The organism is Bradyrhizobium sp. GW821-FHT12B03 (assembly GCF_058807535.1).
Map to the genome: position 1 here is coordinate 282,504 of NZ_JBXAQU010000002.1, position 23,959 is coordinate 306,462.

The window sequence follows — 23,959 nt, forward strand, 5'->3', positions numbered from 1 at the left end:
CCTAGCCGCCTCCGTCCGGAAAGCTGCTCTTGCGCGGCAGCAGAATCGTGAATTCGGTGAACTTGCCGGGCTCGGTCGCGACGTCGATCGTGCCGCCGTGCTGCTTGACCACGATGTCGTGGCTCATCGACAGCCCGAGGCCGGTGCCTTCGCCGGCCGGCTTGGTGGTGAAGAACGGGTTGAACATTTTTGCCTTCACCTCGTCCGCAATGCCGGTGCCGTTGTCGCGGATGCGGATCTCGATCGTGTCGCCGCGGTCGCGCGTTGCGGCCACCACCACCGGCTCGTAACTGGCGGCGCCGCTCTCCGCCTTGCGCCTGGTCACCGCATGAAAACCGTTCGAGACCAGGTTCAGCAGCACCCTGGTGATCTCCTGCGGAAACACCTCGGCAGACCCGGCTGAAGGATCGAGCTCGCGCCGCAGCGTCACGTCGAACTGCGGCGTCTCGGCGCGCGCGCCGTGATAGGCGAGGTTGAGGCTCTCCTCGACCAGCGCATTGATGTCGCTCAGCCGATGCTCGCCGCCGCCCTCGCGCGAATGCAGCAGCATGTTCTTGACGATGGAATCGGCGCGCCGTCCATGCTGCACCACCTTCTCAAGATTGTCATTCAGGAGCGCGGTTAGTTCGTCGATCTCCGCACGGACGTCGTTCGCGAGCGGCACCGGCGCCAGCACCGCGCTCAGCTCGCCCGTCAGCTCGGCGGAGAGCGAGGCGAAATTGTTGACGAAGTTGAGCGGGTTCTTGATCTCATGCGCGATGCCGGCGGTGAGCTGGCCGAGGGATGCAAGCTTCTCGGTCTGGATCAGCCGGTCCTGCGCGGCGCGCAAATCGTCGAGCGATCTGGCGAGCTCCCGCGTGCGGTCCTGCACCTCGTTGAACAGCCGTGTGTTCTCGATGGCGATCACGGCCTGATCGGCGAAGGTCTTGAGCAGGTTGATCGCCTTGTCCGGGAAACGGCCGGCCTGCGGCTGCGTCACCGCGATGGTGCCGATGGCAACGCCGTCGCGCAGCATGGGGACGACGAGGATGCTGCGATAGCCCCGCGTCCGCGCCAGCTCCTTCATGGCGTCCGCGAGATCGGCTTCGTTCTGCATGTCACTGCGGAACGCATATTCTCCGCTCGCCGCCACCCGGCTGTGGATGCCCGATGACGACACGGGCGCCGGGAAGGAGCCCAGCAGCTCCGCGTTGCCGGCTTCGTTGTCGGTGGTGAAGGCGGCCAGGTGCAGCATGCCGTCGATGAGGCGTGTGACGGTGGAGGAGTGTCCGCCGACCAGCGCCTTGGCGCTGTCCGAGATCGCCTGGAACACCGGCGTGACATCCGCCGGCGAAGCCGCGATCACCTTGAGGATGTCGGCGGTCGCGGTCTGCCGTTCCAGCGCTTCCCGGGTCGTGTTGAACAGGCTGACATTCTTGATCGCGATCACCGCCTGGTCGGCGAAGGTCTGGAGCAGCCTGACATGGTGCTCGCCGAACGCGCCGGTTTCCCGGCGCGTGGCGATGATGACGCCGATCGCCTCGCCCTCGCTCATCAGCGGCGCGAACAACATGGCGCGGTAGCCGCGGGCGCGCGCGATGTCGCGTGCGGCCGGCTCGAGCTCGGTGTCGGGCAGTTGCGCGGCGGTGCCATCGGCCACGAGCCGGTAGGCCGGGAATTGCGCGAACGGCACCGGGAACGAAGCCTGGAGCACGCGATCGCCGGCCGGATCGGTCGGCGTGAACGCGGCAAGATGCGCCGCGCCGTCGATGTAGCGCAGCACCGCGGTGGAGAAGCCGCTGATCAGCCGGTTGGCGTTGGTGGCGATGGCATCGAACACCGGCCGCACGTCTGACGGCGAGCCCGCCATCACCTTCAAAATGTCCGCCGTGGCGGTCTGCCGTTCCAGCGCCTCGCGCGTTTCGTTGAACAGCCGCGCATTCTCGATCGCGATCACGGCCTGGTCGGCAAAAGTCTGCAGCAACTGCACGAGGTCTGGCGCGAACGCGCCTGTTACGGCGCGGGTGACGCTGATCATGCCGACCGGCGTGCCGCGGTTCATCAGCGGCATGAACAGCACGCTGCGGAAGCCGCGCAGTCGCGCCAGCTCGCGGTTCAGTGCGGGAACGTCGGCGGCCTCGCTGTCGGGAAACTGAATCGTCTCGCCGCCGCGCACCAGCGCGAAGGTCGGGAAGTCGGCGATCTTGCGTGGGAACGAAGCCTTCAACCCCTCGTCGGCTTCGGGACTGGTCGGCGTATAGGCCACGAGATGCAGCTCGTCGCCGATGAACTGGAGCACGGTGGCGGAGAAGCCGCCGAGCAGGCGTTTTGAGCTGGACGCGATCGCAGCGAACACCGGCCGCGCATCGGAGGGCGAAGCTGCGATGGTGCGCAGGATCTCGGCGCTGGCGCTCTGGCGATCCCGCGCAATCGCAAGCTCGCTGCGCAGTCGCGCGTTCTCGGCTGTGGCCGACTGCACGCGGCGCTGGAGTTGCTCGGTCTCGTTCGAAAGGGTGGTCATTCCAAATCCGGCTCGATGCCGCGACCTGCGTGGCACCGGGCCGGATTATCACATCTTCTGCGGCTGGAGCCAGCGCTTGCGGCCCAGCCCCGGCGGGGCCCGCGTGCCCGGCCGCGACACCTCGGCGTCTTCCGGATGCTGCGCCTGATTGCGGGGATGATGTCTCCCGGACTCTCCACCCGCTCGCGATAGCTCCGAGCGCGCTAACCTGGCTTCTGTCGGCGACCGGCGCTACCTGCGACGTGTCGTCAATTGACGATACAACCAGTGGATATTACGATGTGAAAATACGGACTTTGCCAGCTATTCATTTCATGCCTATTTGACACCGGGCAGAAGATCATGACGCCGAGCGTCTTTCTGAGCTATTCGCACGAGGACATTGAGCTCGTCGCGCCGATCAAATTCGTTCTTGATGAACTACAACGTGATGACAGGATCTCCGTCTTTCACGACGGCGAAATCCGTGCCGGACAACTTTGGGACGCCGAGATCGAACGTCACCTGAGAACTGCCACGCACATCCTGCTCGCGATCTCCGATGACTTCATCAAGTCTGATTACGTTCGGTCTAGAGAGCTTCCCATCATAAGAGGACGGGCGAGTTCTGGCGGCGCATTGGTGATGCCAATGCTGATCAGGGGCCAAAACTGGCCGATATTCTTTGAAGGTGACGGCGCCAGATTCATCAAGGATGCTCACTTCTGGCCGGTCGTAGGCGGCCGTCCGAAGGCGTTTGCATGCTTGTCGGAGAAGGAGAGATTCGAGCAGCTCAAGGCGCTGCGTTCGAGCTTGATTGGTGAGCCTGGTCGATCGCCGCCGCCAACGCCAACGCCCGAACCTCCCTTGGAGTGGATCGTCGAAGATGAGAAGACCATTCGAGCCAATCTCGCCACTCTTGCTGCACGGCTGCCCGATCGCATCAGCGTTGAAATTCTAAATGTAAGTCTTCCAGCCTATCTGGCAGGAGAAATTGCCTACAGCGAAATCGAAGAATTGGTCAGACATGCAAATGAGATCTTGTATGAGATCGATGAAGTCCGCTTTGCGGACCGAAAAGTTCCAGAGCCTCAAGCTCATCTGGCTGGCCAGGAAGAATCGTTCTGGGCGGAGGTCTTGCTCGGTCTAGCGAGCCGAAGTCCTCTCTCGATCATGACCCTCCTGATCCTCGCTTATCCCAAGGCTCCGGGAGTGCTGCGGAGCATAGAGAGCATAGCCGCGGCGGGAGGCTCCCATGCATAGACTTCGCACTTTTGTTGCAGGGACACTATTGGCGGTCGTTTTGCCGGCGTCGGCCATTGCGGAGAGCTGCGCTGGCGACCCTCGGCAACAAGACGTCATTGCAAAGGTATATGGAACCCTGAAGGGCTTGCCTCCAGCCCAGCAGAATTATTTGCTGGCGCACGCGGGCTGCGATCCCAGACGATTTCGATCGCTGGAGCACGCGGTCGGTGAATGCTCGTGTGTGCCGACCTTCGCCTGCGGATTGATTTCTCGACTCCGCGAAACCGACAAGATTTCCGTGAGAGATCCCTATGCGTTGAGATGTGGTCACTAACCGATCTCGCTCACGTTCCCGGTCGCGACACCTCGGTCTCCTTGCTGGTGATGAACTCCAGCAGCACAGGGACACCTTCCTGCGTCTTCTGGATGCCGCGCCTGATCGCGGGGATGATGTCCTCCGGCCTGGTCACGCGCTCGCCGTAGCCGCCGAAGGCGCGCGCCATCGCGGCATAGTCGCCGGAAATGTCGGTCGAGCGATATTTCTCGGTCGAGATCGGCATCACCTTCAACTCGATCGCCATCGAGAAATTGTTGAGCAGGATCGACATGATCGGGATGCGCTCGCGCACCGCGGTCTCGAAATCCATGCCGGTAAAGCCAATGGCCGCATCGCCCCAGACATTGATGCAGAGCTTGTCGGGCCTTGCGAGCTTGGCGCCCATCGCGAGGCCAAGGCCGTAGCCGAGCTGCGTCGTCTTGCCCCAGCCGAGATAGGAGAGCGGTTCCACGGCCTTCCAGAACGGCGAGAGCTGGTCGCGCGGGCTGCCGGCATCATGCGTGATGATGGTGTTGTCGATGTCGACGGTGTGCTGCAGATCCCACAGCACGCGGTAGGGGCTCAGCGGCGCGTCGTTGCTGGTCAGCTTCGGCATCCATTTCGCCAGCCACTCCTTGTGCGAGGCTGCGATCTCGGCCGCCACCGCCGAGGCGTCGCGGTCCTTCGTGACGGTCTTGCCGATCTCCTCCAGCAGCGCATCGAGCACCAGGCCGGCGTCGCCCACCAGGCCGATCCTGGCCTCGACGTCCTTGTTGAGATGGTTGGGATCGAGCGTGGAATGGATGATGGTCTTGCCCTTCGGCATCGCGATGCCGAAGTTCGTTTCCGTGAACGAGCAGCCGATGCCGAAGATGACGTCGGCCTCGCCGAGGAACTTCGGCACCGCGCGCGGCACCGCAAGGCCGCCGGAGCCGAGCGAGAGCGGATGTGTCTCCGGAAACGACGACTTGCCCCCTAAGCTCGTGGTGACGGGAATCGCGAGACGTTCCGCAAGCCGCCTCAGTTGTGGCCATGCCTGCGCGTAGTGCACGCCCTGGCCGGCATAGATCACCGGCCGTTTGGCGTTGACGAGCAGGGCGGCCGCTTCCTTCACATGCAGGGGGTCGGCGCCGTAGCGCGTGCGCAGCACCGGCGTGTAGTTGAGCGGCTCCGGCACCTCCTCGTTCCACATGTCGGCAGGTATTTCGACGATGACGGGCCCGCCGCGGCCGTTCTTCAGCTTGGTGAAGGCGCGGCGAAAGATGTTGCCGACTTCCGCGGCCAGGATGATCGGCTCGGACGATTTCGCGAACGGCTTCATGGCCTCGCTGGAATTGAAGTTCGGCTCGATATGCGAAAGCCGGCGCTGATATCCCATCGGCAGCACCAGCACGGGCACGGATTCGCCAAAGCACTGCGCGACGCCGCCCATCGCGTTCTCCGCGCCGGGGCCGTGCTGCATGCAGAACGCACCGATCGTGCGTCCCGACGTCACCCGCGAGATCGCGTCCGCCATGTGGATGCCGACGCGTTCCTGCCGCACCATGACGGGGCGGATCTCGGCCTTCGCCGCATGCTCGATCAGGTGGTTGACCGGATAGCCGCAGAGGATCTCGATCCCCTCGCGCCGCATGATTTCCGCAATGGCGGTGCCGAGCTTCATGGCGTCTCTCTCCCTGGGGAGGCCGGTTGCTCCGGCCGATTGCGGAGAGAGGATCAGGAAATTGGAGGACGGTAAAGCGCGGCCGGGCGACAGTCGCGGTAGATCAGCCATGCAGCGAGCCGCCGCAGCCCGGATGGAGCGAAGTGCAATCCGGAAAACCGTATCCGCGGAGCCGTCTCTCCCGGATTTCGCTGCGCTCCATCCGGGCTACCAAACCTTCCTATTTGCAGCTCTGGCAGATTGTCAGCTTGCGCTTCAACGCCTCATCTTCCTGATCGATCAATTGCTGAGCCGCCGTGTCTTTTGGAACCGGACTGGACTTGAAGCCCCTTGCTGCGCGTGACGTCATGGACCGCGTCGCCTGATCCGGAGCATCATTGTCTTCGCTGCCGACAGTGAAGCCATCATAGTCGGCGGCAGGATTCGGTGCATGGGGAAGTCCGCCCGTTGCTGGTGTCGATGACACTCTGTCGGACGTTGCCGGGGAATTCCTGGCGTTTGCCCGTGGCGGCGATGCCTTGGGCGGCGCGAGCGAAACCGGCGGCGTGGACGAGGTCTGTCCTCTCGCGCCGTCGTGCGGCCAGATGCCAAAAAGCATGAGGCTGAGAGCCAGGAGCGTCGCGCTTCTCATCTGCGTCCTTCAAGCAAGCTTCGGTTTGATCATTGATAGCACCGTAGCCCGGATGGAGCGAAGCGCAAGTCGGGGACGCCGTGTCCGTTGGAACCAGGCTCCGGATTCGCAGCGCTCCATGCGGGCTACGATCCCTTGTGTTGCCCGACGGGCAAAACACCCTAGCGGTGGGTCAATCGCCATTCACAAAATATTCGTATTTACAGAAATTCGATTTTGCCGTACAAGTCGCGACATCCCGGCCCGCCACAAGGGGCGTTTCGCGATCGTCACGGGACGCGGGCTGGGGTGCGGTGGCCGCGACGGCGTCGGCGCGCGATGTTGGCTGCAGGGCGGGAAACCGTGAGCAGCGGCACGCGCGGTACGACACGGCGCTGACAGCGTCCTTGTTCGGCTTCGACGGCGAGCGCACGCCAGCCGTCGATGATGCGGATGGGGGTGCGCGCGGACGGAGAAGTCGTGTGGTCCTGACGCCCGGGGTCTGTGCGTCAAGTCCTGCGGTGATGTGGCGGCCCAACCGGGCGCGCGCATCAGCTATCGGCAGGGTGACGGGGGCAATAGTGCATCGCTCCCCGGGGAGAGCACGAAGGACACCGTTAAAACCATCCGCGCAGGGAAGGCCGGGCGACCGGCACACCTGTCGTCCACCCCGTGCGCGTTCTCTCGCACACGCGGGACTGCGGGTGCCAGCCGGCGCCCGGCCTTCCCTGCGCCCTTGTTTCGATGAGGGCGAAAGCAGAGAGCAAAGCTCGGGCGAAACCGCCGCGAGAACGCGAAAGTGTGTCAGCGAATGCAAATGCGAGACGAAAGGGTCATGTGATCGCCAACCCTCCGTCATTGCGAGCGCAGCGAAGCAATCCAGACTGTCGCCGCGGAAAGACTCCTGGATTGCTTCGCTGCGCTCGCAATGACGAGATTGCGGAGACGGCAGTGCCTCCGATCACATCCAGTGCAAAACTACCCTTTCTCCAGCAACGCCCGCCGCAGCCTGCGGATGATGACGCCGCGGGCGCGGTCGTCGGCGGCGGCCGCGACCTTGTCGCTGATGTCAAGCATCAGCTCCGACATCTCGTTGTGCCAGTCGAGATGCGTGACGGCCTCCGGCGTCAGGCGGCGGCGATGGTCGACGTCGAGGACGCGCGGTTCAGAGGCCGCGAGCTCGTAGATGTCGTCCAGAACCGGTTGATAGATCTTCGCGGCCGACAGGATGCGCTCGCCGAGCCGTTCGGCAAGGCCGGCGATCGCGTCCTGCTCGCCATGGGTGAGGAACAGGCCGCGCGCGATCGGGCGGCGCGCCGCGATCCAGCCGGCGATGCCGGCGGCGTCGGCATGTCCGGAATATTCGTCGATCATGCGGATGCGGGCGGCGACCCTGATCTCCTCGCCCTGGATCCGCACGGCCTTGGCGCCGTCCTGGAGGAAGCGGCCGAGCGTGCCGTGCGCCTGGAAGCCGGAGAGCAGCACGGTCGCGCGCTCGTTCCACAGCCAGCGCTTGAGGTGATGGCGGATGCGGCCCGCATCGCACATGCCGCTGGCGGCGATGATGATGTGGAAGCCGGTCAGCCGCATGATCGCCTTGCTCTCGGCAACCGTCTCGGTGAATTTGAGATGCGGCGAGTTGAGCAGGCGGTCGACATCGACGCCGGGATCGAGGCTCGCGGCATGCTGACGGAAGACTTCGGTCGCGTGGATCGCGAGCGGGGAATCCAGGAAGATCGGCGCCGCCGGAACTTCGCCGCGCTCCATCAGGTGGACGATGTCGACGATCAGCTCCTGGGTCCGCTCGACCGCGAAGGCGGGGATGAGCAGCGCACCCTTGGCCGCAGCCGCATCGCGGATCTCGCTGGCGAGATGCTGCCTTCGCTGCTCGGGCGTGGTGACGGCGCGCACGCGGTCGCCATAGGTGGATTCACAGATGACGTAGTCGAGATCCACTGGCGCCTGGGGATCGGGCTGCAGCAGTTTTGCCTCCGGCCCGACGTCGCCGGAGAGCAGCACGCGCAGCGGCCGCTGTTGGCCGGCCTGGTCGAATTCCAGTTCGATCGAGGCGGAGCCGAGCAGGTGGCCGGCGTTCCAGTAGCGTGCGCGAACGCCGGGGATCACGTCGGCCCAGCGCTCATAGTCGACCGGGCGGAACGATTGCAGCGAGGCGGTGGCGTCGGCCTGCGTGTAGATCGGCGCGACCTCATTCCGCCGACGCGCCGCGTTGCGCCGGTTGAGCTGTGCGACCTCGGACTCCTGGATACTGCCGGCGTCCGGCAGCATCCAGGAGCAGAGGTCGATGGTGCCGCGCGTCGCCAGGATCGGGCCGTCAAAACCCTCGCGCACGAGCTTCGGCAGCAATCCGCTGTGGTCGATATGGGCGTGCGTGAGCAGCACCGCCTGGATGTCGGTGGGGCGGAAGGGAAAGGCGCCGTAATTGAGTGCCTTGAGCGTCTTCTGTCCCTGGAACAGGCCGCAATCGACCAGGAAGCGTCCCTTTTCGGTTTGGAACAGATAGCTCGAGCCGGTCACGGTGCGGGCGGCGCCGCAAAATCGAACGGTCACGCTCATGCTGTCGTCTCCGGCGGAACTGTCGGGTTGAGCTCGCGCCTGAGGGCTGCGGCCAGAATGTCGTGGAGCGCGATCGCGTTGGTCGGATGCGGCACGCTGTCGCTCGAGCGAATGGAGCGGATGCCCGCGTCGGTGAACGCGGCGATCATCGCGGGTGGAAACAGCGCATGCGTCACGACCGAATCGACTGCGCTTGAGCCGATCGCGCGCAATGTCTTTGCCGCAACCGTCAGCGTGGCCCCGGAGGAGACGATGTCGTCGACCATCAGCGCCGGCCGTCCAGCAAGCAGAGAGGCATCCGCAAAATCGATCTCCACGGAGCGGTCGCCGTGCCGAATCTTTCGCGCGACGGTGTGCTGCAAGTCCAGCCGCTCCGCGAGATCTCTCACCCAGGGCTCGGATTCGGCGTCGGGGCCGATCACGACGGTTGCGGGATCGATGCCGGCCGCGACAAGCGCGTTCGCGATCGCCGGCATCGCGGACAGGTTCTCGGCCTCGATGCCGGGAAACACGGCGGCGATGTCGGTCGTGCGGTGCAGATGCGCGTCCACGGTGACGATGCGGTCCACGATCTCCGCAAGCAGGCCGCCCATGACGCGCTGGCTGATGGCCTCGCCCGCATGAAACGCTGTGTCCTGCCGCATGTAACAGAGATAGGGCGCGACCAGCACCAGCCGCTTCGCGCCGCCGCGTCGCAGCGCCTCCGCCGCAAACAGCAGCGCGATCAGCTTGTCGTTGGGCTGATCGAGCGCGGCATAGAGAATGGTGGTGTCTGCCGCCGGCGCGATCGTGACGCGCAGTTCGCCGTCCGGGAAGCGGTGCAGGGTGATCTCGTCGCAGGCAAGCCCAAGCCGCGCCGCGAGACGCTTCGCCGCTTCGGTGCCGAAGGGCAGGGTCTGGAACGCGACCGTGCTCACGACGCGGTCTTGCCCGGGAGGGCGTCATGACCGTTGACGGCATAGCCGTTGTCCGCCGCGGCGGCAGAGGCAGCCAGATCATGCTCGGGCCGGTCGAAGGCGTAGACGCGGTAGAGTGGCTCGCCCTGCTCGACGCGGTCGCCGATCTTCCTGAACAGGCGGATGCCCGCGCCCTTGTCCAGCGGCGCGCCGGCGGTGCGGGCGAGGCGATTGAGGCGCAGGCAGTCGATCGCGGACACCACGCCGTCATGCGCTGCCTTGACGTCGAAGCTGAGCGATCCCAGTTCGGTGCTGCATGTCGAGGGGCCCTGGGCGTCGATGATCTTCTGCATCTGCTTCAGCGCCGCTCCGCTGTCGAGCAGCTCGCGCGCCCGCGCATAGCCGGCGCCGCCGCGCAGCTTCGGATCGTATTCCAAGAGATGCGCGGCGAGGCGCAGCGACTTCTCGCGCAGGTCGCGCGGCGCATCGGGATCGTTGCCGAGCACCGCCATCACGTCATTGGCCTCGAGCACGGGCCCGATGCCGTTGCCGATCGGCTGGCTTCCATCGGTCGTGATCACCTCGACGGTGCGGCCGAACCGGTCGCCGACGAACTCGAACAATTTCCGCAACCGCATCGCCTCGACGGCGCCGGTGACCTTCGCGGTCGGGCCGACCGGAATGTCGATCAACAGATGCGTCGAGCCCGCCGCGATCTTCTTGGACATGATCGAGGCGACCATCTGCTCGCGGGTGTCGAGGCTCAGCGGGCGTTCGACCGAGATCAGCACGTCGTCGGCCGGCGACAAATTCACGTGGCCGCCCCAGATCAGGCAGCCATTGCAGGCCGAGACGATCGCCTTCATCTCCTCGACGCCGACATTGACCCGCGCCAGGACCTCCATCGTGTCGGCGGTGCCGGCGGGCGAGGTGATGGCGCGCGAGGAGGTCTTGGGAATCGGCAGGCCATGCGCGGCGACGATCGGCACCACCACCATCGAGGTGCGGTTGCCGGGAATGCCGCCGATGCAGTGCTTGTCGACGACGACAGGGTCCGGCCAGACCAGCTGTGTGCCGACCTGCGCCATCGCCCCGGTGAGGGCCAGCAGCTCGTCGCTGGTGATGAAGCTCGCCGAACCGATCAGGAAGGCGGCGATCTCCATGTCGGAGTAGCGATAATGTGCGAGGTCGTTGATGATCGCGCCAATCTCCGCCTGGCTCAAGGTTCGTCCGCGGATCTTCGCGCGCACCGCTTCCAGGCTCTCCGGAGGCGAGGCGGGCGTCACGGTGACGCGTGTGCCGACCGGTTCGGCAAAACGGCGGAATGCGGGCTCGGACAGGCCGATCTCGTCCTGGGCGGCGAGGGTGTCGTCGTCCGTGATCAGCAGGGTCGCGAGCAGCACCTTGCCATCGAGGCGGAGCTCGACGCGGCTGAAGCCGCGAAAGATCTCCGCGCGCAGCGCCTTCGACTGCCTGGAGATGACGACGACGTTCTCGCGGCCGGTATCGAGCCGAACGCGGCGGATCTTCAGTCGGGAGTGCGGGAGGTCTGGTTGCATGGACAGGCCGGCAGGCAGGAAGCGCGACCTCCATGCTTAGCCGTCGTTGTCCCGGTGCTGTTGACCCAGATCATGGTCTGCGACGCCGGCGGACCTGCGCGCCGCCGCCGGAAGGCTGCATCCGGCCGGGTATGCCGCCTACTTCGTGGCTGCGTTGATCGAGTTGAACTTGTTGTTCAGGAGCGCGCTGCCCGTGTTGTTCACGATCGTCACGATCGCGAGCGCGATGCCGGCGGCGATCAGGCAATACTCGATAGCGGTGGCTGCACTTTCATCGGCAAGAAAGGACCTGAGCAATGCCATCGTCAACTCCTGTTCATCCGTCCAACGTAGGCTGGCGCCGTTTTCGGAATGGTAAATTGATTCACTAACTTTCGCAGAGCGCGCGTCAAAGTGCGGGCGGGCCGGCCCCCGACCTCGGGCCTTATATGCTGGCATTCGTTGACTTAAGGTTTCGTCACCCAATTCAGGTCGATTTGACGGTGTCGTCCCTTTCAGGACTTGATCGCCCCTCCGGGTGCGGCCTTGCCGGAGCGCCTCAGCGCAGCGGCGAGGCGCCCGACCAGATAGCTCACGACGCGCGGCTGAGTCCGCGCGACGCTGTCGGCGAGACGCTTGTCTTCGGTCGTGTCGCTCACGAGGCCGATGTAGTTCTTTCTGGCGTCCTGCTGCCGCACCGCGTGCAAACCCTGGTTCGATCGACGGCGCGACGTTGCTGCACACAACGGGAATCGACGGTTAATTTTGTCTTCCGTAGGATTACGCGCTGCCCGCAAATGGCGCGCGGGCGCCGAAACGATGGTGCGGCTTAACGGATTGTTGAGGCTGTGCGTCAGTTCGGCGGCAAGGGAGCGGAGGACGGATTCTGCAAGGCGTGGCGAGGCGGGGGCGGCCTACTTGCGACTGACGTCCGCGTTCAGCGCCCGCAGCATCGCGATGCGGGCGAACATCGTCCAGCCGCCGCCCGTTTCGGCCGCATGGATCAATGTCTCGATCGCGGTCTGCCAGTGGCTCGCGTGCTGCGCGTCCTCCGGCAGCTGCATGATGTGATCGGCCGCCTGTTGCAGGGTCCGCAGCTTGCGCCCATCGCGCAACGAAATCGGATCGTCGAACGCCGCCGACCAGGGCATGTCAGGCCGGCCGACCGGCGGGGGGAGAGATCACGGTGCGATCGCAGGTCGGATGCTGCTAACCGGCTTTCTTCGCCCGCGCCGGCGCGCGCACTGGCTTGTCGGCCTTTTTCGCGGCGTCCTTGGGGGCCGTCTTCGCCGCAGCCTCCTTGCCGCCCTTGCCGGATATCGGCAGCAGCATCTCGCGCTGGCCTTCGACGCGCTTCTTCGGCTTCTTGCCCTTGACGGTCTCCTTGGCGACCTTCGCCGCCGGCGCGGCGTCCTTCTCGCCCGCGAGGCTCTTCTTCAGCGCGTCCATCAGGTTGATGACGTTGCCGCCCGACTTCGGCGCTGCCTTGGCCGCGATCGGCGCGCCACTGCGCTTCTTGTTGATGAGATCGATCAGCGCGGCCTCGTAATGATCTTCGAACAGCTCGGGCTCGAACGCGCCGGATTTCTTCTCGACGATGTGCTTGGCGAGGTCGAGCATGTCCTTCGTCAGCTTCACGTCCTGGATGTCGTCGAAATAGTCCTTCTCGCTGCGCACCTCGTAGGGGTAGCGCAGCAGCGTGCCCATCAGGCCGCTCTCGAGCGGCTCCAGCGCAATGATGTGCTCGCGATTGGTCAGCACCACGCGGCCGATCGCGACCTTGTCCATGCTGCGGATGGTCTCGCGGATCACCGCATAGGCGTCATGGCCGACCTTGCCATCCGGCACGAGATAATAGGGACGGATCAGGTAGCGGTTGTCGATGTCGGTCTTCGGCACGAACTCGTCGATCTCGATCGTGTGCGTGGAGTCGAGCGCGATCTCGTCGAGCTCGTCCTTGGTGACCTCGATATAGGTGTCGGTGTCGACCTTGTAGCCTTTGACGATGTCCTCGGAGGTCACCTCGTCCCCGGTCTCGGCGTCGACCTTGAGGTACTTGATCCGGTGGCCGGTCTTGCGGTTGATCTGGTTGAAGGAGACCTTCTCGGTATCCGAAGTGGCTGGATACAGCGCGACCGGGCAGGTCACGAGCGACAAACGCAAAAAACCCTTCCAATTGGCGCGGGGGGCCATGGGCTACTCCAAACGCAACGGGGACCGACGGACGAAGATACCATCGGGGAACATCGAATCATAGCAAGGCGGGAAGTGGAATCTTGCAACTGTGTTAACCGGTCGCCGGGCGCATGGTTGCTGCCCCTCCCGTCGGCGGCAGCCGGAACATCATATCGGATCGGGCGTTGGCTCGGGACATCAGGCCGCGAGGAGGTCGCGGCAACCGGAGGCGACAGCCACAGATTGAGGTCCCCATGGCAACCACGCGAGAGCAGCGTCAGATCGTCGAAACTGCAACCGAGGCGCGCCAGGGCGAGCCCGGGCCGTCCGTGGCGGCGCTGCTCGCCATCTCGACCGGGCTTGCGATCCTGATCCTCGCCGTCATCTGGTTCGTGTTCTTCCGGACCTGACGGCCGGATCCGAGCGTCCCGGACCTTCCGACTCGCCGCCTGACGCGGCACATTGCGCCCGCCATGCCGCCGGCTCGTCCGGCTGGCCTGGCGGGCGCAGTCGCGTTGGTGAGCGATAGGTCGTATATGTCCAAAAAGTAACGCGGCCGGTTCCCCGCGTTCATATTCAGTTCACGCCGGAATTGCTCATCTGGTGCGGTGTTCATGCGGCCTATCGTTGGAGAGAAGCGTGCGCCTGCTCGTTGTTGAGGACGACCCCGATCTCAATCGCCAGCTCACCAAGGCGCTGACCGACGCCGGCTACGTCGTCGACCGCGCCTTCGACGGGGAGGAGGGGCACTATCTCGGCGACAACGAGCCGTACGATGCCGTCGTGCTCGACATCGGCTTGCCGAAGAAGGACGGCATCTCGGTGCTGGAGGCCTGGCGCCGCAACGGCCGCACCATGCCGGTCCTGATCCTGACCGCGCGCGACCGCTGGAGCGACAAGGTCCAGGGCTTCGATGCCGGCGCCGACGACTATGTCGCAAAGCCGTTCCATCTGGAGGAGGTGCTGGCGCGCATCCGTGCGCTGCTGCGCCGCTCCACCGGCCATGCCCAGAGCGAGCTCAGCTGCGGCCCTGTCACCCTCGACACCAGGACCGGCCGGGTCAGTGTCTCAGGCAATCCCGTCAAGATGACCTCGCACGAATATCGGCTTCTGGCCTACCTGATGCACCATTCGGGGCGCGTGGTGTCCCGCACCGAGCTGGTCGAGCATCTCTACGACCAGGACTTCGACCGCGACTCCAACACCATCGAGGTCTTCGTCGGCCGCATCCGCAAGAAGCTCGACGTCGACATCATCCAGACCGTCCGTGGCCTCGGCTACCTCCTGACCCCGCCGTCCGCGCCGGGGGCTTGAGGCCCATTGGTCTTGACGGAAGGCCGAACAGGGGCCTTGGTCCGGTCATGACGTCCGACGCCATGCCACCCCGTGCCTCCGGGATCATTCCGATGCCCGCCAGCTCGCTTGCCAACCGCCTGTTCCTGTCGGCGACGGCGTGGCTCGTGGTGATCCTGGCCATCACCGGCGTGGTGCTGTCGTCGGTCTACAAGAACGCGACCGAGCGTGCCTTCGACCGCCGGCTCAATCTCTATCTCCGCACCCTCATCGCGGAGGTCGCGACCCCGGACGAGCCGCCGGATCGCCAGTTCCAGTCGCTGGGCGAGCCCCTGTTCGAGCTGCCGCTGTCCGGCTGGTATTGGCAGATCACGCGCACCGATACCGAAAAGCCGGAGGTGCGCTCCTCGCGCTCGCTTTGGGACAAGAAGTTGCCGAAGCTGGAGGAGCAGGGGGCCGAGCTTACCGCCGCCGGCATCCGGGTCGGCTATGTCGATGGTCCCGAGGGCCAGAACCTGCGCATGGTCGAACGTCCCGTCGATCTCGGCGCCGACGGCAAGTTTCTCGTCAGCATCGCCGGCGACGACACCGAGATTTTCGACGAGACGCGCAGCTTCGACTACTACCTCGGCGGCACCTTCACCGCGCTCGGCATCGTGCTGCTGTTGACCACGGTGTTCCAGGTCCGCTTCGGCCTTGCGCCGCTCAAGCGCATCTCCGAATCCATCGCCGACATCCGTTCGGGGCGGGCCGAGCGGCTCGAGGGCGAGTTCCCGGTCGAGATCGCGCCGCTGGCGCGCGAGACCAACGCGCTGATCGACGCCAATCGCGAGATCGTCGAGCGCGCGCGGACCCATGTCGGCAATCTCGCCCATGCGATCAAGACGCCGCTTTCGGTCATCGTCAATGAGGCAGGCAGCCACGCCGCCGATCCGTTCGCGGCCAAGGTGATGGAGCAGGCGGACGTGATGCGCGACCAGGTCGCCCATCACCTGGAGCGGGCGCGCATCGCAGCTCGCGTCTCGGTCGTTGCGACCGTGACGGAGGTTGCACCCGCCATCGAGGCGCTGCGGCGGACCATGGAGAAGATCCACCGCGAGCGCGGCATCGTGGTCGAGGCCAAGGCCGATCCGTCCGCGAAATTCCGCGGCGAGCGGCAGGATCTGGAGGAGATGGTCGGCAATCTCGTCGACAATGCCTGCAAATGGGCGGCCTCGCGCGTCTTCATCGAGGTGCTGGTGGAGACGCCGCACCAGGCGGGCGCGGGTCCGCGCCTGCGGATCATCGTCGATGACGACGGCCGCGGCCTGTCGGAGGCGGAGCGTGCCCAGGTCTCCCGGCGTGGCCAGCGGCTCGACGAGTCCAAGCCGGGCTCGGGGCTGGGCCTGTCCATCGTGACCGACCTTGCCGCGCTCTATGGCGGCAACCTCTCCCTTGGCGGCGCGCCGACCGGGGGCCTGCGGGCCGAACTGGTGCTTCCCGGAATATAATCCTCTGTTCCCAAGGGGTTATTTGGTTCAGGGGGGGCCGATCGGGAGCAAAACGAAGGCATTCGAGGCAACGTCCTCAACGGCTTCTTAAGGCGCAGCCTCCTATGATCGCGCCCGGACGCATCCCATGTCCGCCACTTTACCGTGCATTACCCGGGCGCATGAGCCAGACATCGATCGAGCGGCTGAGGGAATATCTCGCGCAGCTCCCGCCGCAGTCGCAGGCGCTGCTGATGCGGGAGTTCGAGCGCGCGCTCGAGCGCGGCCAGGATACGGCCGTGGCGACCCTCGTGCTCGAGCAGTTGCGCAAGATCGTCCGCAAGACGGAAGCCGACGAAGCCCCGCCGCCGCGCACCGACGATCTGTCGCGGCTCCTGTTCCAGGTGCTGGAACCGTTCCTGGTCGAGGCAGGCGCCCCGATCCGGGTCGGACAGATCCGCCGCTCCTCGTTGCATCCGATCTGGCAATGGCTCGGCCGTGACGGCGCTCCGGACAAGGTGACCGAATTCGAGGCGACGCTGGCGCATATGCCGGCTGCGGACAGTGCGGGACAGGTCGAAGCTCTCGCCTCGCGGCTCCAGGCCGTGGCCGCGGACGCCATCTTCGGGCTGACCGGACCTGGCGGCGGCGACAAGTCGCGCGCGCTCGCCCGCGTCGGCCCGCCCACGGTGATCGAGGATCTCTATTCGGTCGGGGCCGTGCTCCAGGTCCGCGAAGCCATCGCCACCCTGAACGAGAAGCTGCCGCGCTTCCTGCGCGCCTTCGGCGATTCCCAGATCGCTTCGGTGACCTCGGCGCTCAACATTCCCGTTCTCCAGACGCCGCAGATGCTGCCCTTCGCGCTGTCGATCGTCGTGCAGCGGATGACCGCGCCGTGGCAGATCATTCGCCTCGCCATCAAGATCGCCGCGTCCGACGACGAGATCCGCGTGGCGGCCACGCCTTATGGCGTCGCCGTCACGATCGCCCTGCACGATTTGTCCTGCGTGGCCGCGATCCTGCGCACGGACATCAAGCGCGGTCATTTCGACAACGTCGCCGACAATCTCAAGGCACTGCATGACGGCGTGCGCGGCCTGCGCACCGAGCTCGACCTGCGCAACGATTCGGCCTGGGGCAAGCAGCTGACTTCGATCCGGGCCGATATCTCCAATGCGCTGCAATCCGAGATCGACAGCGTTCCCGGCCGCGTTCGCCGCATCCTGCGCCAGCGCCCCGAGAAGGACATTCCGCCGGGCGCGCGGATCGACAGCACCGAGGTGGAGGAAACTGCGGCACTGATCGATTTCGTCGCGACCTGCCGCAACTACGCCAGCGAGCTCGCGATCAACGAGGTGACGCTGCGCACCTATTCCGACCTGCAGCAATACGTCGAACGCTCGACCGAACAGCTGGTGCAGTCGCTGCGCGCCGCCGATCACAAAGTCCGCACCTACAGGCAGCAGCAGGTGCAGGCCGCGATTCGCTTCTGCCAGGTGCTGTTCGGCGATGATTACGCCTCGCTGATGAGCCGCGCCGCGGAGAACGCACTCACGGGCGAGCGAAAATCGTCGCGCGCGAGCTGATCCAAGCGCATATTTTGTGACTACAATTTGAGGTTGACGCTGCCGGTGACGGGCCTTACGGTCCCGGTGCAAGTCCGGGGAATTTCTATTTGTGGGCGCATGAAACCCGTTATCAGCTCTATCGAAATCGAGAACCGCGTCATTGTTGCCAAGTATCAAAGACTGATGGTCGGCGCGAAGGTGGTGCTGGTCGAGAAGGCAAGCGGTCGGCAACTGCATGAGACGGTCACGAGGGTTGCATCGCCGGTTCCGGTCGGGGCGTTGCGCATCAGATTGCCGGACGCCATCGAGCCGGGAACATACTTCCTGAAGGCCTTCAACGGTCACGGCGAGGACGCCGCTCGGAGCGTGGACTTCGAGATCGGCTAAGCCGTTGGAGTTTAACCGTTTCGGGACCGTGCGTGGTCACGTCGGATTGACAATTGTCAATTGCCGCATCGTCCGGCCGTGGTGTAAAGCCACCTGTGGGCGCGGGTGGCGCGCTGCCGGAAGCTTGCCAGATGACGCTATGGTTCGTGTTCGCGCTGATGACGGTCGCGGCGATTTTCGCCGTGCTCTGGCCGCTCGGCCGCAGCGCGCGCATGCAGGATCAAGGCAGCGAGGTCGTCGTCTACAAGGACCAGCTGGCCGAGATCGAGCGTGATCTCGCCGCCGGACTGATCGCTGCGCCTGAGGCCGAGGCTGCGCGCATCGAGATCAGCCGCAGGCTGCTCGCTGCCGCTGGCGGCGAGCCCGTAGCGGAGCCGACATCGAGCCTCAAATGGCGCCGTGCGGCAGCCGTGCTCGCGCTCGTCGGCCTGCCGCTCGTCGCGATCGGCGTTTACATGCCGCTGGGCTCGCCGAGGCTTCAGGACTTTCCGCTGGCCCAGCGGGAGCGCGGGTCCGGTTCCGGCATGGCGCGATCGCTCGAGAACCTCGTCGTGCAGGTCGAGCAACATCTGGAAAAGAATCCGACCGACGGACGCGGCTGGAACGTGCTTGCGCCGGTGCTGGAGCGACTCGGCCGCTTCGACGACGCGGCGCGGGCCTATCGCAACTCGATCACCTACAATGGCGAGAGCGCAGAGCGCCGGTCCAATCTCGGCGAAGCGATCTCGGCTGCAGCCGGCGGGGTGGTGACCGCCGAGGCGAAGTCCGAATTCGAGCGCGCGCATGCGCTCGACGCCGACGATCCCAAGGCGAATTACTTCCTGGGGGTAGCCGCCGAGCAGGACGGCCGCAAGGACGATGCCGTCACGATCTGGCGCGCGCTGTTGGCCAAGGCCCCGGCAGATGCGCCGTGGCGGTCCCTGGTGCAGTCCTCGCTGGCGCGGGTTGGCGGCGGCACGATGCCGGCATTGTCCGATGAGACGGTCGCTGCTTCCAAGGACATGAACGAGGGCGATCGCAACGCGATGATTCGCGGCATGGTCGAGCGTCTGGCGACGCGCTTGAAGCAGAACGGCGACGACGTCGAGGGTTGGCTGCGGCTCGTGCGTGCCTACCTGGTGATGGGTGATCGTGACAAGGCGATGGGCGCGTCGACCGACGCTCGTCAGGCGGTCGCCAAGGATGCCGAGCGGCTCCGCCAGCTCAACGAAGGCCTCAAGGCCCTGGGGCTCGAAGGATGACGATGTTGCGACGAGACGAGCGGAGAACGGATACGCCATGACGCGCAAGCAGCGACGTATGACCATCATCGGCGGCTCGCTCGCCGTGCTCGCGCTCGCCGCCGCGCTGGTGCTCAACGCACTGCGCGACTCCATCGTGTTCTTCTCGACCCCGACCATGGTCGCCGAGAAGCACGTTGCGCCCGGCAAGCGGTTTCGTCTCGGCGGCCTGGTGCAGCCCGGCTCGCTCCAGCGCGGCGACAATCTCGCGGTGAGTTTCGAGGTCGCCGACGGCGGCGCCAAGCTGCCGGTCGCCTACAAGGGCATCCTGCCCGACCTGTTCCGCGAAGGGCAGGGCGTGGTCGCCGAAGGCGCGCTCGACGCCAACGGCGTGTTCAAGGCAGACACCGTGCTCGCCAAGCACGACGAGACCTACATGCCCAAGGATGTCGCCGATGCCCTGAAGAAGCAGGGGCACTGGAAGGACGATTACGGCGGGAAGCCTGCGGCCACGACCGCGCAGGGCAACCCGCAGGGAGCGGTGCGGTGATCGCGGAGTCAGGACATTACGCGCTGGTGCTGGCGCTCGGATTGGCGCTCGTCCAGTCCATCGTGCCGCTGATCGGCGCTCGCCTGCGCGATGCCGCGCTGATGAACGTGGCGCGCTCGACCGCGCTGGCGCAACTGCTGTTCGTCGGCGCGTCGTTCATCGCGCTGGTGATGCTGCACGTGGACTCGGACTTCTCCGTCGCCAATGTCTACGAGAATTCCCACTCGATGAAGCCGCTGCTCTACAAGATCACCGGCGTGTGGGGAAACCATGAAGGCTCGATGCTGCTGTGGGTGTCGATCCTCGCTCTGTTCGGCGGACTGGTTGCGGCGTTCGGCAACAACCTGCCGCTGTCGCTGCGCGCGCATGTGTTGGCCGTACAGGCCTGGATCGCCAGCGCCTTCTATCTCTTCATCCTGGTGACCTCGAATCCGTTCCTGCGCATCGCCAATCCGCCGATCGAGGGGCGCGATCTCAATCCCGTGCTTCAGGACATCGGCCTCGCCGTGCATCCGCCGATGCTCTATCTCGGCTATGTCGGTTTCTCGATCTCGTTCTCCTTTGCCATCGCGGCGCTGTTGGAGGGGCGGATCGACGCGGCCTGGGCGCGCTGGGTACGGCCGTGGACGCTTGTTGCCTGGATCTTCCTGACGCTCGGCATCGCGATGGGCTCCTACTGGGCCTATTACGAACTCGGCTGGGGCGGCTGGTGGTTCTGGGACCCGGTCGAGAACGCCTCGCTGATGCCGTGGCTTGCCGGCACTGCGCTCTTGCATTCGGCGCTGGTGATGGAGAAGCGCAACGCGCTGAAGGTCTGGACCATCCTGCTGTCGATCCTGACCTTCTCGCTGTCGCTGCTCGGCACGTTCCTGGTCCGCTCGGGCGTTATCACCTCCGTGCACGCCTTCGCCACCGATCCGACCCGCGGCGTGTTCATTCTCTTGATCCTCTGCCTGTTCATCGGCGGCAGCCTGTCGCTGTTCGCGGGGCGCGCGACATCGCTGAAGCAGGGCGGGCTTTTCGCGCCGATCTCGCGCGAAGGCGCGTTGGTCCTGAACAATCTGCTGCTGACCGTCGCCTGCGCGGTCGTGCTGTTCGGCACGCTCTATCCCCTGGCGATGGAGATGCTCGCCGACTTCAAGATGTCGGTCGGCGCGCCGTTCTACAACCTCACTTTTGCGCCGCTGTTCACCCTGTTGCTGCTTGCCGTGCCGTTCGGGCCGATGCTGGCGTGGAAGCGCGGCGATCTGCTCGGCGTCACCCAGCGCCTGCTCGCGGCCGGCGTTGCCGGGCTCGTTGTCATCGCCATCGTCTGGGCCTGGACGCGCGGCGGCAGCGCCCTGGCGCCGCTCGCGATCGGGCTCGGCGTCTTCGTCATCGCCGGCGCCGTCACTGACATCGTCGAGCGAACCGGCCTCGCGCGGCTGCCGTTCGCGACGGCGCTGCACCGGGCGCGCGGCCTGCCACGCTCGGCCTGGGGCGCGGCGTTGGCGCATGCCGGCCTTGGCGTCGCGCTGATCGGCATCGTCTGCGAGACCACCTGGAACAGCGAATACATCGCGACGATGAAGCAGAACGACGTCGCCCATGTCGCCGGCTACGACGTGAAGCTCGACGGGCTGTTCCAGCGCCAGGGCCCGAATTATCGCGAGATGATCGCCGAGTTCAACGTCAGCCGTGACGGCGAAACGCTCAGTGTCATGACGCCGTCCAAGCGCAGCTTCACCACCCGCGGCTCTTCGACGACCGAGGCCGCGCTGCTGACGCGCGGCGCGAGCCAGCTCTACGTGTCTCTCGGCGACGCAAACGCGGAGGGCGCCATTGCGGTGCGCATCTATCACAAGCCGCTGGTGCTGCTGATATGGTGGGGACCGGTGCTGATGGCGTTCGGCGGCGTGCTGTCGCTGTCCGACCGGCGCTTGCGGGTCGGCGCGCCGAAGCCGGCACGCGCCAAGCAGCGCCTGCAGCCGGCGGAGTGATTTTGATGCGCCGGATGATGGCCGCGTTCGTCGCGCTTGCGCTGCTGGCTTCGCCCGCCGCGCATGCCGTGCAGCCTGACGAGATCATGTCGGATCCCGCGAAGGAGACGCGTGCGCGCGACCTGTCGCGCGAGCTGCGCTGCATGGTCTGCCAGAACCAGTCGATCGACGATTCCGACGCGCCGCTGGCGCGCGACCTGCGGCTCCTGGTGCGCGAGCGCATTGCGGCCGGCGACAGCAATTCGCAGGTGCTCGACTTCCTGGTCGCGCGCTATGGCGAGTTCGTGCTGCTCAAGCCGCGCTTCGAGCGGCAAACCATGCTGCTGTGGCTGCTCGGGCCGCTGCTGCTGATCGGCGGCGGCCTGGCGCTGTGGCTGCAAATCCGGCGTCGCTCGCAAAGCGGTGCAGACGTACCGGCGCCGCCGCTCACGCCCGATGAAGAGGCTAGGCTTGCGGCGTTGATGTCGGACGAGGCCAAGTCGCCCTAGCTGCGCCGCAGTCGTCCTGGCCTCAGTAATGATACGTAGGTCACCGCACGCTGCGCGCGTATTTCATCCTATTTTGACCTTTGTCTGGAAGCTTGTCGCGAGATTCGATTCCAGCCTCTGAGTCCCCGATGTTCGCGAACAGCAATCTGACGATCCGCTTCCTGGTCGGCGCCGTCGTCGCTGCGTTATTGTTCCTGCTCGGCATCGGAGGGGGCACCGGTTTCGTCGCGGTGCTCTATCTGAACAACGAGATCACCAGCCTGTCGTCGGACTTCGCCGCTCTGAGCGGGCCCGCGCGGGATCACGCGATGCAGATCTACCAGCAGGCCCAGACCGCCTTCTCCTATTTCCTGATCGCCTGCGGCGTGATCGCGGTCGTCGCCTGCGCGATCTGCCTCACGACCTGGTTTGCCGTGCGCAACGGCATCCTCAATCCGCTGGCGGCGATCGTGCATGCCATGCGCGAGGTCGCCGACCAGAAGTTCGAAACGCCCGTGCCCGGGCTGGGCGGCACCAACGAGATCGGCCTCCTCGCCGGTGCGCTGGAGGTCTTCAAGACCAATGGGCTCGAACGGCGTCGCCTGACCGAGCAGCAATTGCATGAAGCGCAGCACCAGGCCGAGCGGTCGAAATTCCTCGACGCGCGGATCAAGCGCTTCAACGATCTCGTCGCCAGCGTCGTCGACAGCGTGGCCTCGTCGGCCGTGCATCTGAAGAGCAATGCCGAGACGTTGTCGCGGACGGCCAACGACACCAGCACCAAGGCCAGTGCGGTGGCGAGCGGGGCGAGCCAGGCCAGTGCCAGCGTCCAGACGGTCGCCGGCTCCGCCGAGGAGATGACGAATTCGATCGGCACGATCAGCCGTCGCGTCACCGATGCGACCCAGCGCGCCGAGGGCGCGGCGGCGCAAGCCGAGAAGAGCCGCGACACCATCCACACGCTGTCCGACGCCGCCGACAAGATCGGCGAGGTCGTGCAGCTCGTGCAGGCGATCGCGTCGCAGACCAATCTGCTTGCGCTCAACGCCACCATCGAGGCGGCGCGGGCTGGCGAAGCCGGCAAGGGGTTTGCCGTGGTCGCCTCCGAGGTGAAGAGCCTCGCGCACCAGACCAGCAAGGCGACCGAGGAGATCACCTCCCATGTCGCCAGCATCCAGGGCATCACCGCCGAGACGCGCGGCGCGATCGATGGCATCTCGAAGACGCTGTCGGAGATCTCGTCGATCATGTCCGGCATCGAGGTCGACACCGCCCATCAGCGCAACGCCACCCAGGACATCTCGCGCAGCGTCCAGGACGCCGCGCGCGGCACGCTCGACGTGTCCAATCACATCGTCCAGATCACCTCGACCTCCGCCGAGACCGGTCGCATGGCGGCCGAGGCCCGGGATTCCGCCGTCGATCTGTCGCAGCAGGCCGAGACCCTGAAGCGTGAAGTCGACGCGTTCATCGTCAGCGTAAGGGCAAGCTGAGCTCGTCAAAAACCACGCGTGTCGGCCTGTCACTGGA

21 protein-coding genes are annotated in these 23,959 nt (G+C 65.5%); 11 read left to right on the forward strand and 10 right to left on the reverse strand.

Going from position 1 to position 23,959, the window contains the following annotated elements; all coding sequences use genetic code 11:
• Position 1: 1 nt before the first annotated feature.
• Entirely contained in the window at positions 2–2,500 is a 2,499-nt protein-coding gene (locus AC1RUR_RS05370) for a GAF domain-containing sensor histidine kinase (RefSeq protein ID WP_492842054.1), read from the reverse strand.
• A 342-nt stretch (positions 2,501–2,842) separates the two neighbouring features.
• On the opposite strand from AC1RUR_RS05370, the gene AC1RUR_RS05375 reads away from it, so the two are divergent.
• A complete protein-coding gene (locus AC1RUR_RS05375) occupies positions 2,843–3,742 on the forward strand; it encodes a toll/interleukin-1 receptor domain-containing protein (protein WP_492842055.1) in 900 nt (299 codons plus the stop codon).
• Between the two features lie 326 nt (positions 3,743–4,068).
• On the opposite strand, the gene AC1RUR_RS05380 is transcribed toward AC1RUR_RS05375, so the two are convergent.
• The 9 genes from AC1RUR_RS05380 to ku all read right to left on the reverse strand — a co-directional run bounded on the left by AC1RUR_RS05380 (position 4,069) and on the right by ku (position 13,514).
• Complete coding sequence (locus AC1RUR_RS05380) at positions 4,069–5,814, reverse strand: thiamine pyrophosphate-requiring protein (RefSeq protein WP_492842056.1); 1,746 nt, start codon at positions 5,812–5,814, stop codon at positions 4,069–4,071.
• A gap of 109 nt (positions 5,815–5,923) precedes the next feature.
• Positions 5,924–6,334: a hypothetical protein gene (locus AC1RUR_RS05385; RefSeq protein WP_492842057.1), complete on the reverse strand. Its 411-nt coding sequence runs from the start codon at positions 6,332–6,334 to the stop codon at positions 5,924–5,926.
• A gap of 957 nt (positions 6,335–7,291) precedes the next feature.
• Entirely contained in the window at positions 7,292–8,887 is a 1,596-nt protein-coding gene (locus AC1RUR_RS05390; protein WP_492842058.1) for an MBL fold metallo-hydrolase, read from the reverse strand.
• A complete protein-coding gene (locus AC1RUR_RS05395; RefSeq protein ID WP_492842059.1) occupies positions 8,884–9,804 on the reverse strand; it encodes a ribose-phosphate pyrophosphokinase in 921 nt (306 codons plus the stop codon). The genes AC1RUR_RS05390 and AC1RUR_RS05395 overlap by 4 nt, the downstream gene beginning before the upstream one ends.
• The gene (locus tag AC1RUR_RS05400; RefSeq protein ID WP_492842060.1) at positions 9,801–11,342 is read right to left on the reverse strand and encodes a thymidine phosphorylase family protein; all 1,542 of its coding nucleotides are present in this window, start codon (positions 11,340–11,342) and stop codon (positions 9,801–9,803) included. Before AC1RUR_RS05400 ends, AC1RUR_RS05395 begins: the two co-directional genes overlap by 4 nt.
• A gap of 138 nt (positions 11,343–11,480) precedes the next feature.
• Complete coding sequence (locus AC1RUR_RS05405) at positions 11,481–11,645, reverse strand: Flp family type IVb pilin (RefSeq protein WP_492842061.1); 165 nt, start codon at positions 11,643–11,645, stop codon at positions 11,481–11,483.
• A 191-nt stretch (positions 11,646–11,836) separates the two neighbouring features.
• Positions 11,837–12,019, reverse strand: a complete 183-nt coding sequence (locus AC1RUR_RS05410) for a hypothetical protein (RefSeq protein ID WP_492842062.1) — start codon at positions 12,017–12,019, stop codon at positions 11,837–11,839.
• A gap of 216 nt (positions 12,020–12,235) precedes the next feature.
• Positions 12,236–12,472, reverse strand: a complete 237-nt coding sequence (locus AC1RUR_RS05415) for a hypothetical protein (RefSeq protein WP_492842063.1) — start codon at positions 12,470–12,472, stop codon at positions 12,236–12,238.
• Between the two features lie 58 nt (positions 12,473–12,530).
• The gene (gene ku, locus AC1RUR_RS05420; RefSeq protein WP_492842064.1) at positions 12,531–13,514 is read right to left on the reverse strand and encodes a non-homologous end joining protein Ku; all 984 of its coding nucleotides are present in this window, start codon (positions 13,512–13,514) and stop codon (positions 12,531–12,533) included.
• Positions 13,515–13,750: 236 nt separating this feature from the next.
• Between ku and AC1RUR_RS05425 the strand changes: the two genes are divergently transcribed.
• From AC1RUR_RS05425 to AC1RUR_RS05470, 10 genes are all read left to right on the forward strand, one after another.
• Positions 13,751–13,906: a hypothetical protein gene (locus tag AC1RUR_RS05425; RefSeq protein WP_492842065.1), complete on the forward strand. Its 156-nt coding sequence runs from the start codon at positions 13,751–13,753 to the stop codon at positions 13,904–13,906.
• 229 nt (positions 13,907–14,135) lie between these two features.
• Positions 14,136–14,810, forward strand: coding sequence for a response regulator transcription factor (locus tag AC1RUR_RS05430; RefSeq protein ID WP_314944677.1), 675 nt, complete (start codon positions 14,136–14,138; stop codon positions 14,808–14,810).
• A gap of 92 nt (positions 14,811–14,902) precedes the next feature.
• Positions 14,903–16,279 carry a sensor histidine kinase gene (locus AC1RUR_RS05435; RefSeq protein ID WP_492842066.1) on the forward strand — a complete coding sequence of 459 codons (1,377 nt, stop codon included), beginning with the start codon at positions 14,903–14,905 and terminating at the stop codon, positions 16,277–16,279.
• Between the two features lie 161 nt (positions 16,280–16,440).
• The gene (locus AC1RUR_RS05440) at positions 16,441–17,844 is read left to right on the forward strand and encodes a hypothetical protein (RefSeq protein ID WP_492842067.1); all 1,404 of its coding nucleotides are present in this window, start codon (positions 16,441–16,443) and stop codon (positions 17,842–17,844) included.
• Between the two features lie 99 nt (positions 17,845–17,943).
• The gene (locus tag AC1RUR_RS05445) at positions 17,944–18,213 is read left to right on the forward strand and encodes a hypothetical protein (RefSeq protein ID WP_492842397.1); all 270 of its coding nucleotides are present in this window, start codon (positions 17,944–17,946) and stop codon (positions 18,211–18,213) included.
• 131 nt (positions 18,214–18,344) lie between these two features.
• Positions 18,345–19,454: a c-type cytochrome biogenesis protein CcmI gene (ccmI, locus tag AC1RUR_RS05450; RefSeq protein WP_492842068.1), complete on the forward strand. Its 1,110-nt coding sequence runs from the start codon at positions 18,345–18,347 to the stop codon at positions 19,452–19,454.
• Positions 19,455–19,491: 37 nt separating this feature from the next.
• Positions 19,492–19,983, forward strand: a complete 492-nt coding sequence (gene ccmE, locus AC1RUR_RS05455) for a cytochrome c maturation protein CcmE (RefSeq protein ID WP_492842069.1) — start codon at positions 19,492–19,494, stop codon at positions 19,981–19,983.
• Complete coding sequence (locus tag AC1RUR_RS05460; protein WP_492842070.1) at positions 19,980–21,962, forward strand: heme lyase CcmF/NrfE family subunit; 1,983 nt, start codon at positions 19,980–19,982, stop codon at positions 21,960–21,962. Before ccmE ends, AC1RUR_RS05460 begins: the two co-directional genes overlap by 4 nt.
• A 5-nt stretch (positions 21,963–21,967) precedes the next feature.
• Entirely contained in the window at positions 21,968–22,450 is a 483-nt protein-coding gene (locus AC1RUR_RS05465; protein ID WP_492842071.1) for a cytochrome c-type biogenesis protein, read from the forward strand.
• Positions 22,451–22,578: 128 nt separating this feature from the next.
• Positions 22,579–23,922 carry a methyl-accepting chemotaxis protein gene (locus AC1RUR_RS05470; protein ID WP_492842072.1) on the forward strand — a complete coding sequence of 448 codons (1,344 nt, stop codon included), beginning with the start codon at positions 22,579–22,581 and terminating at the stop codon, positions 23,920–23,922.
• Positions 23,923–23,959 lie beyond the last annotated feature (37 nt).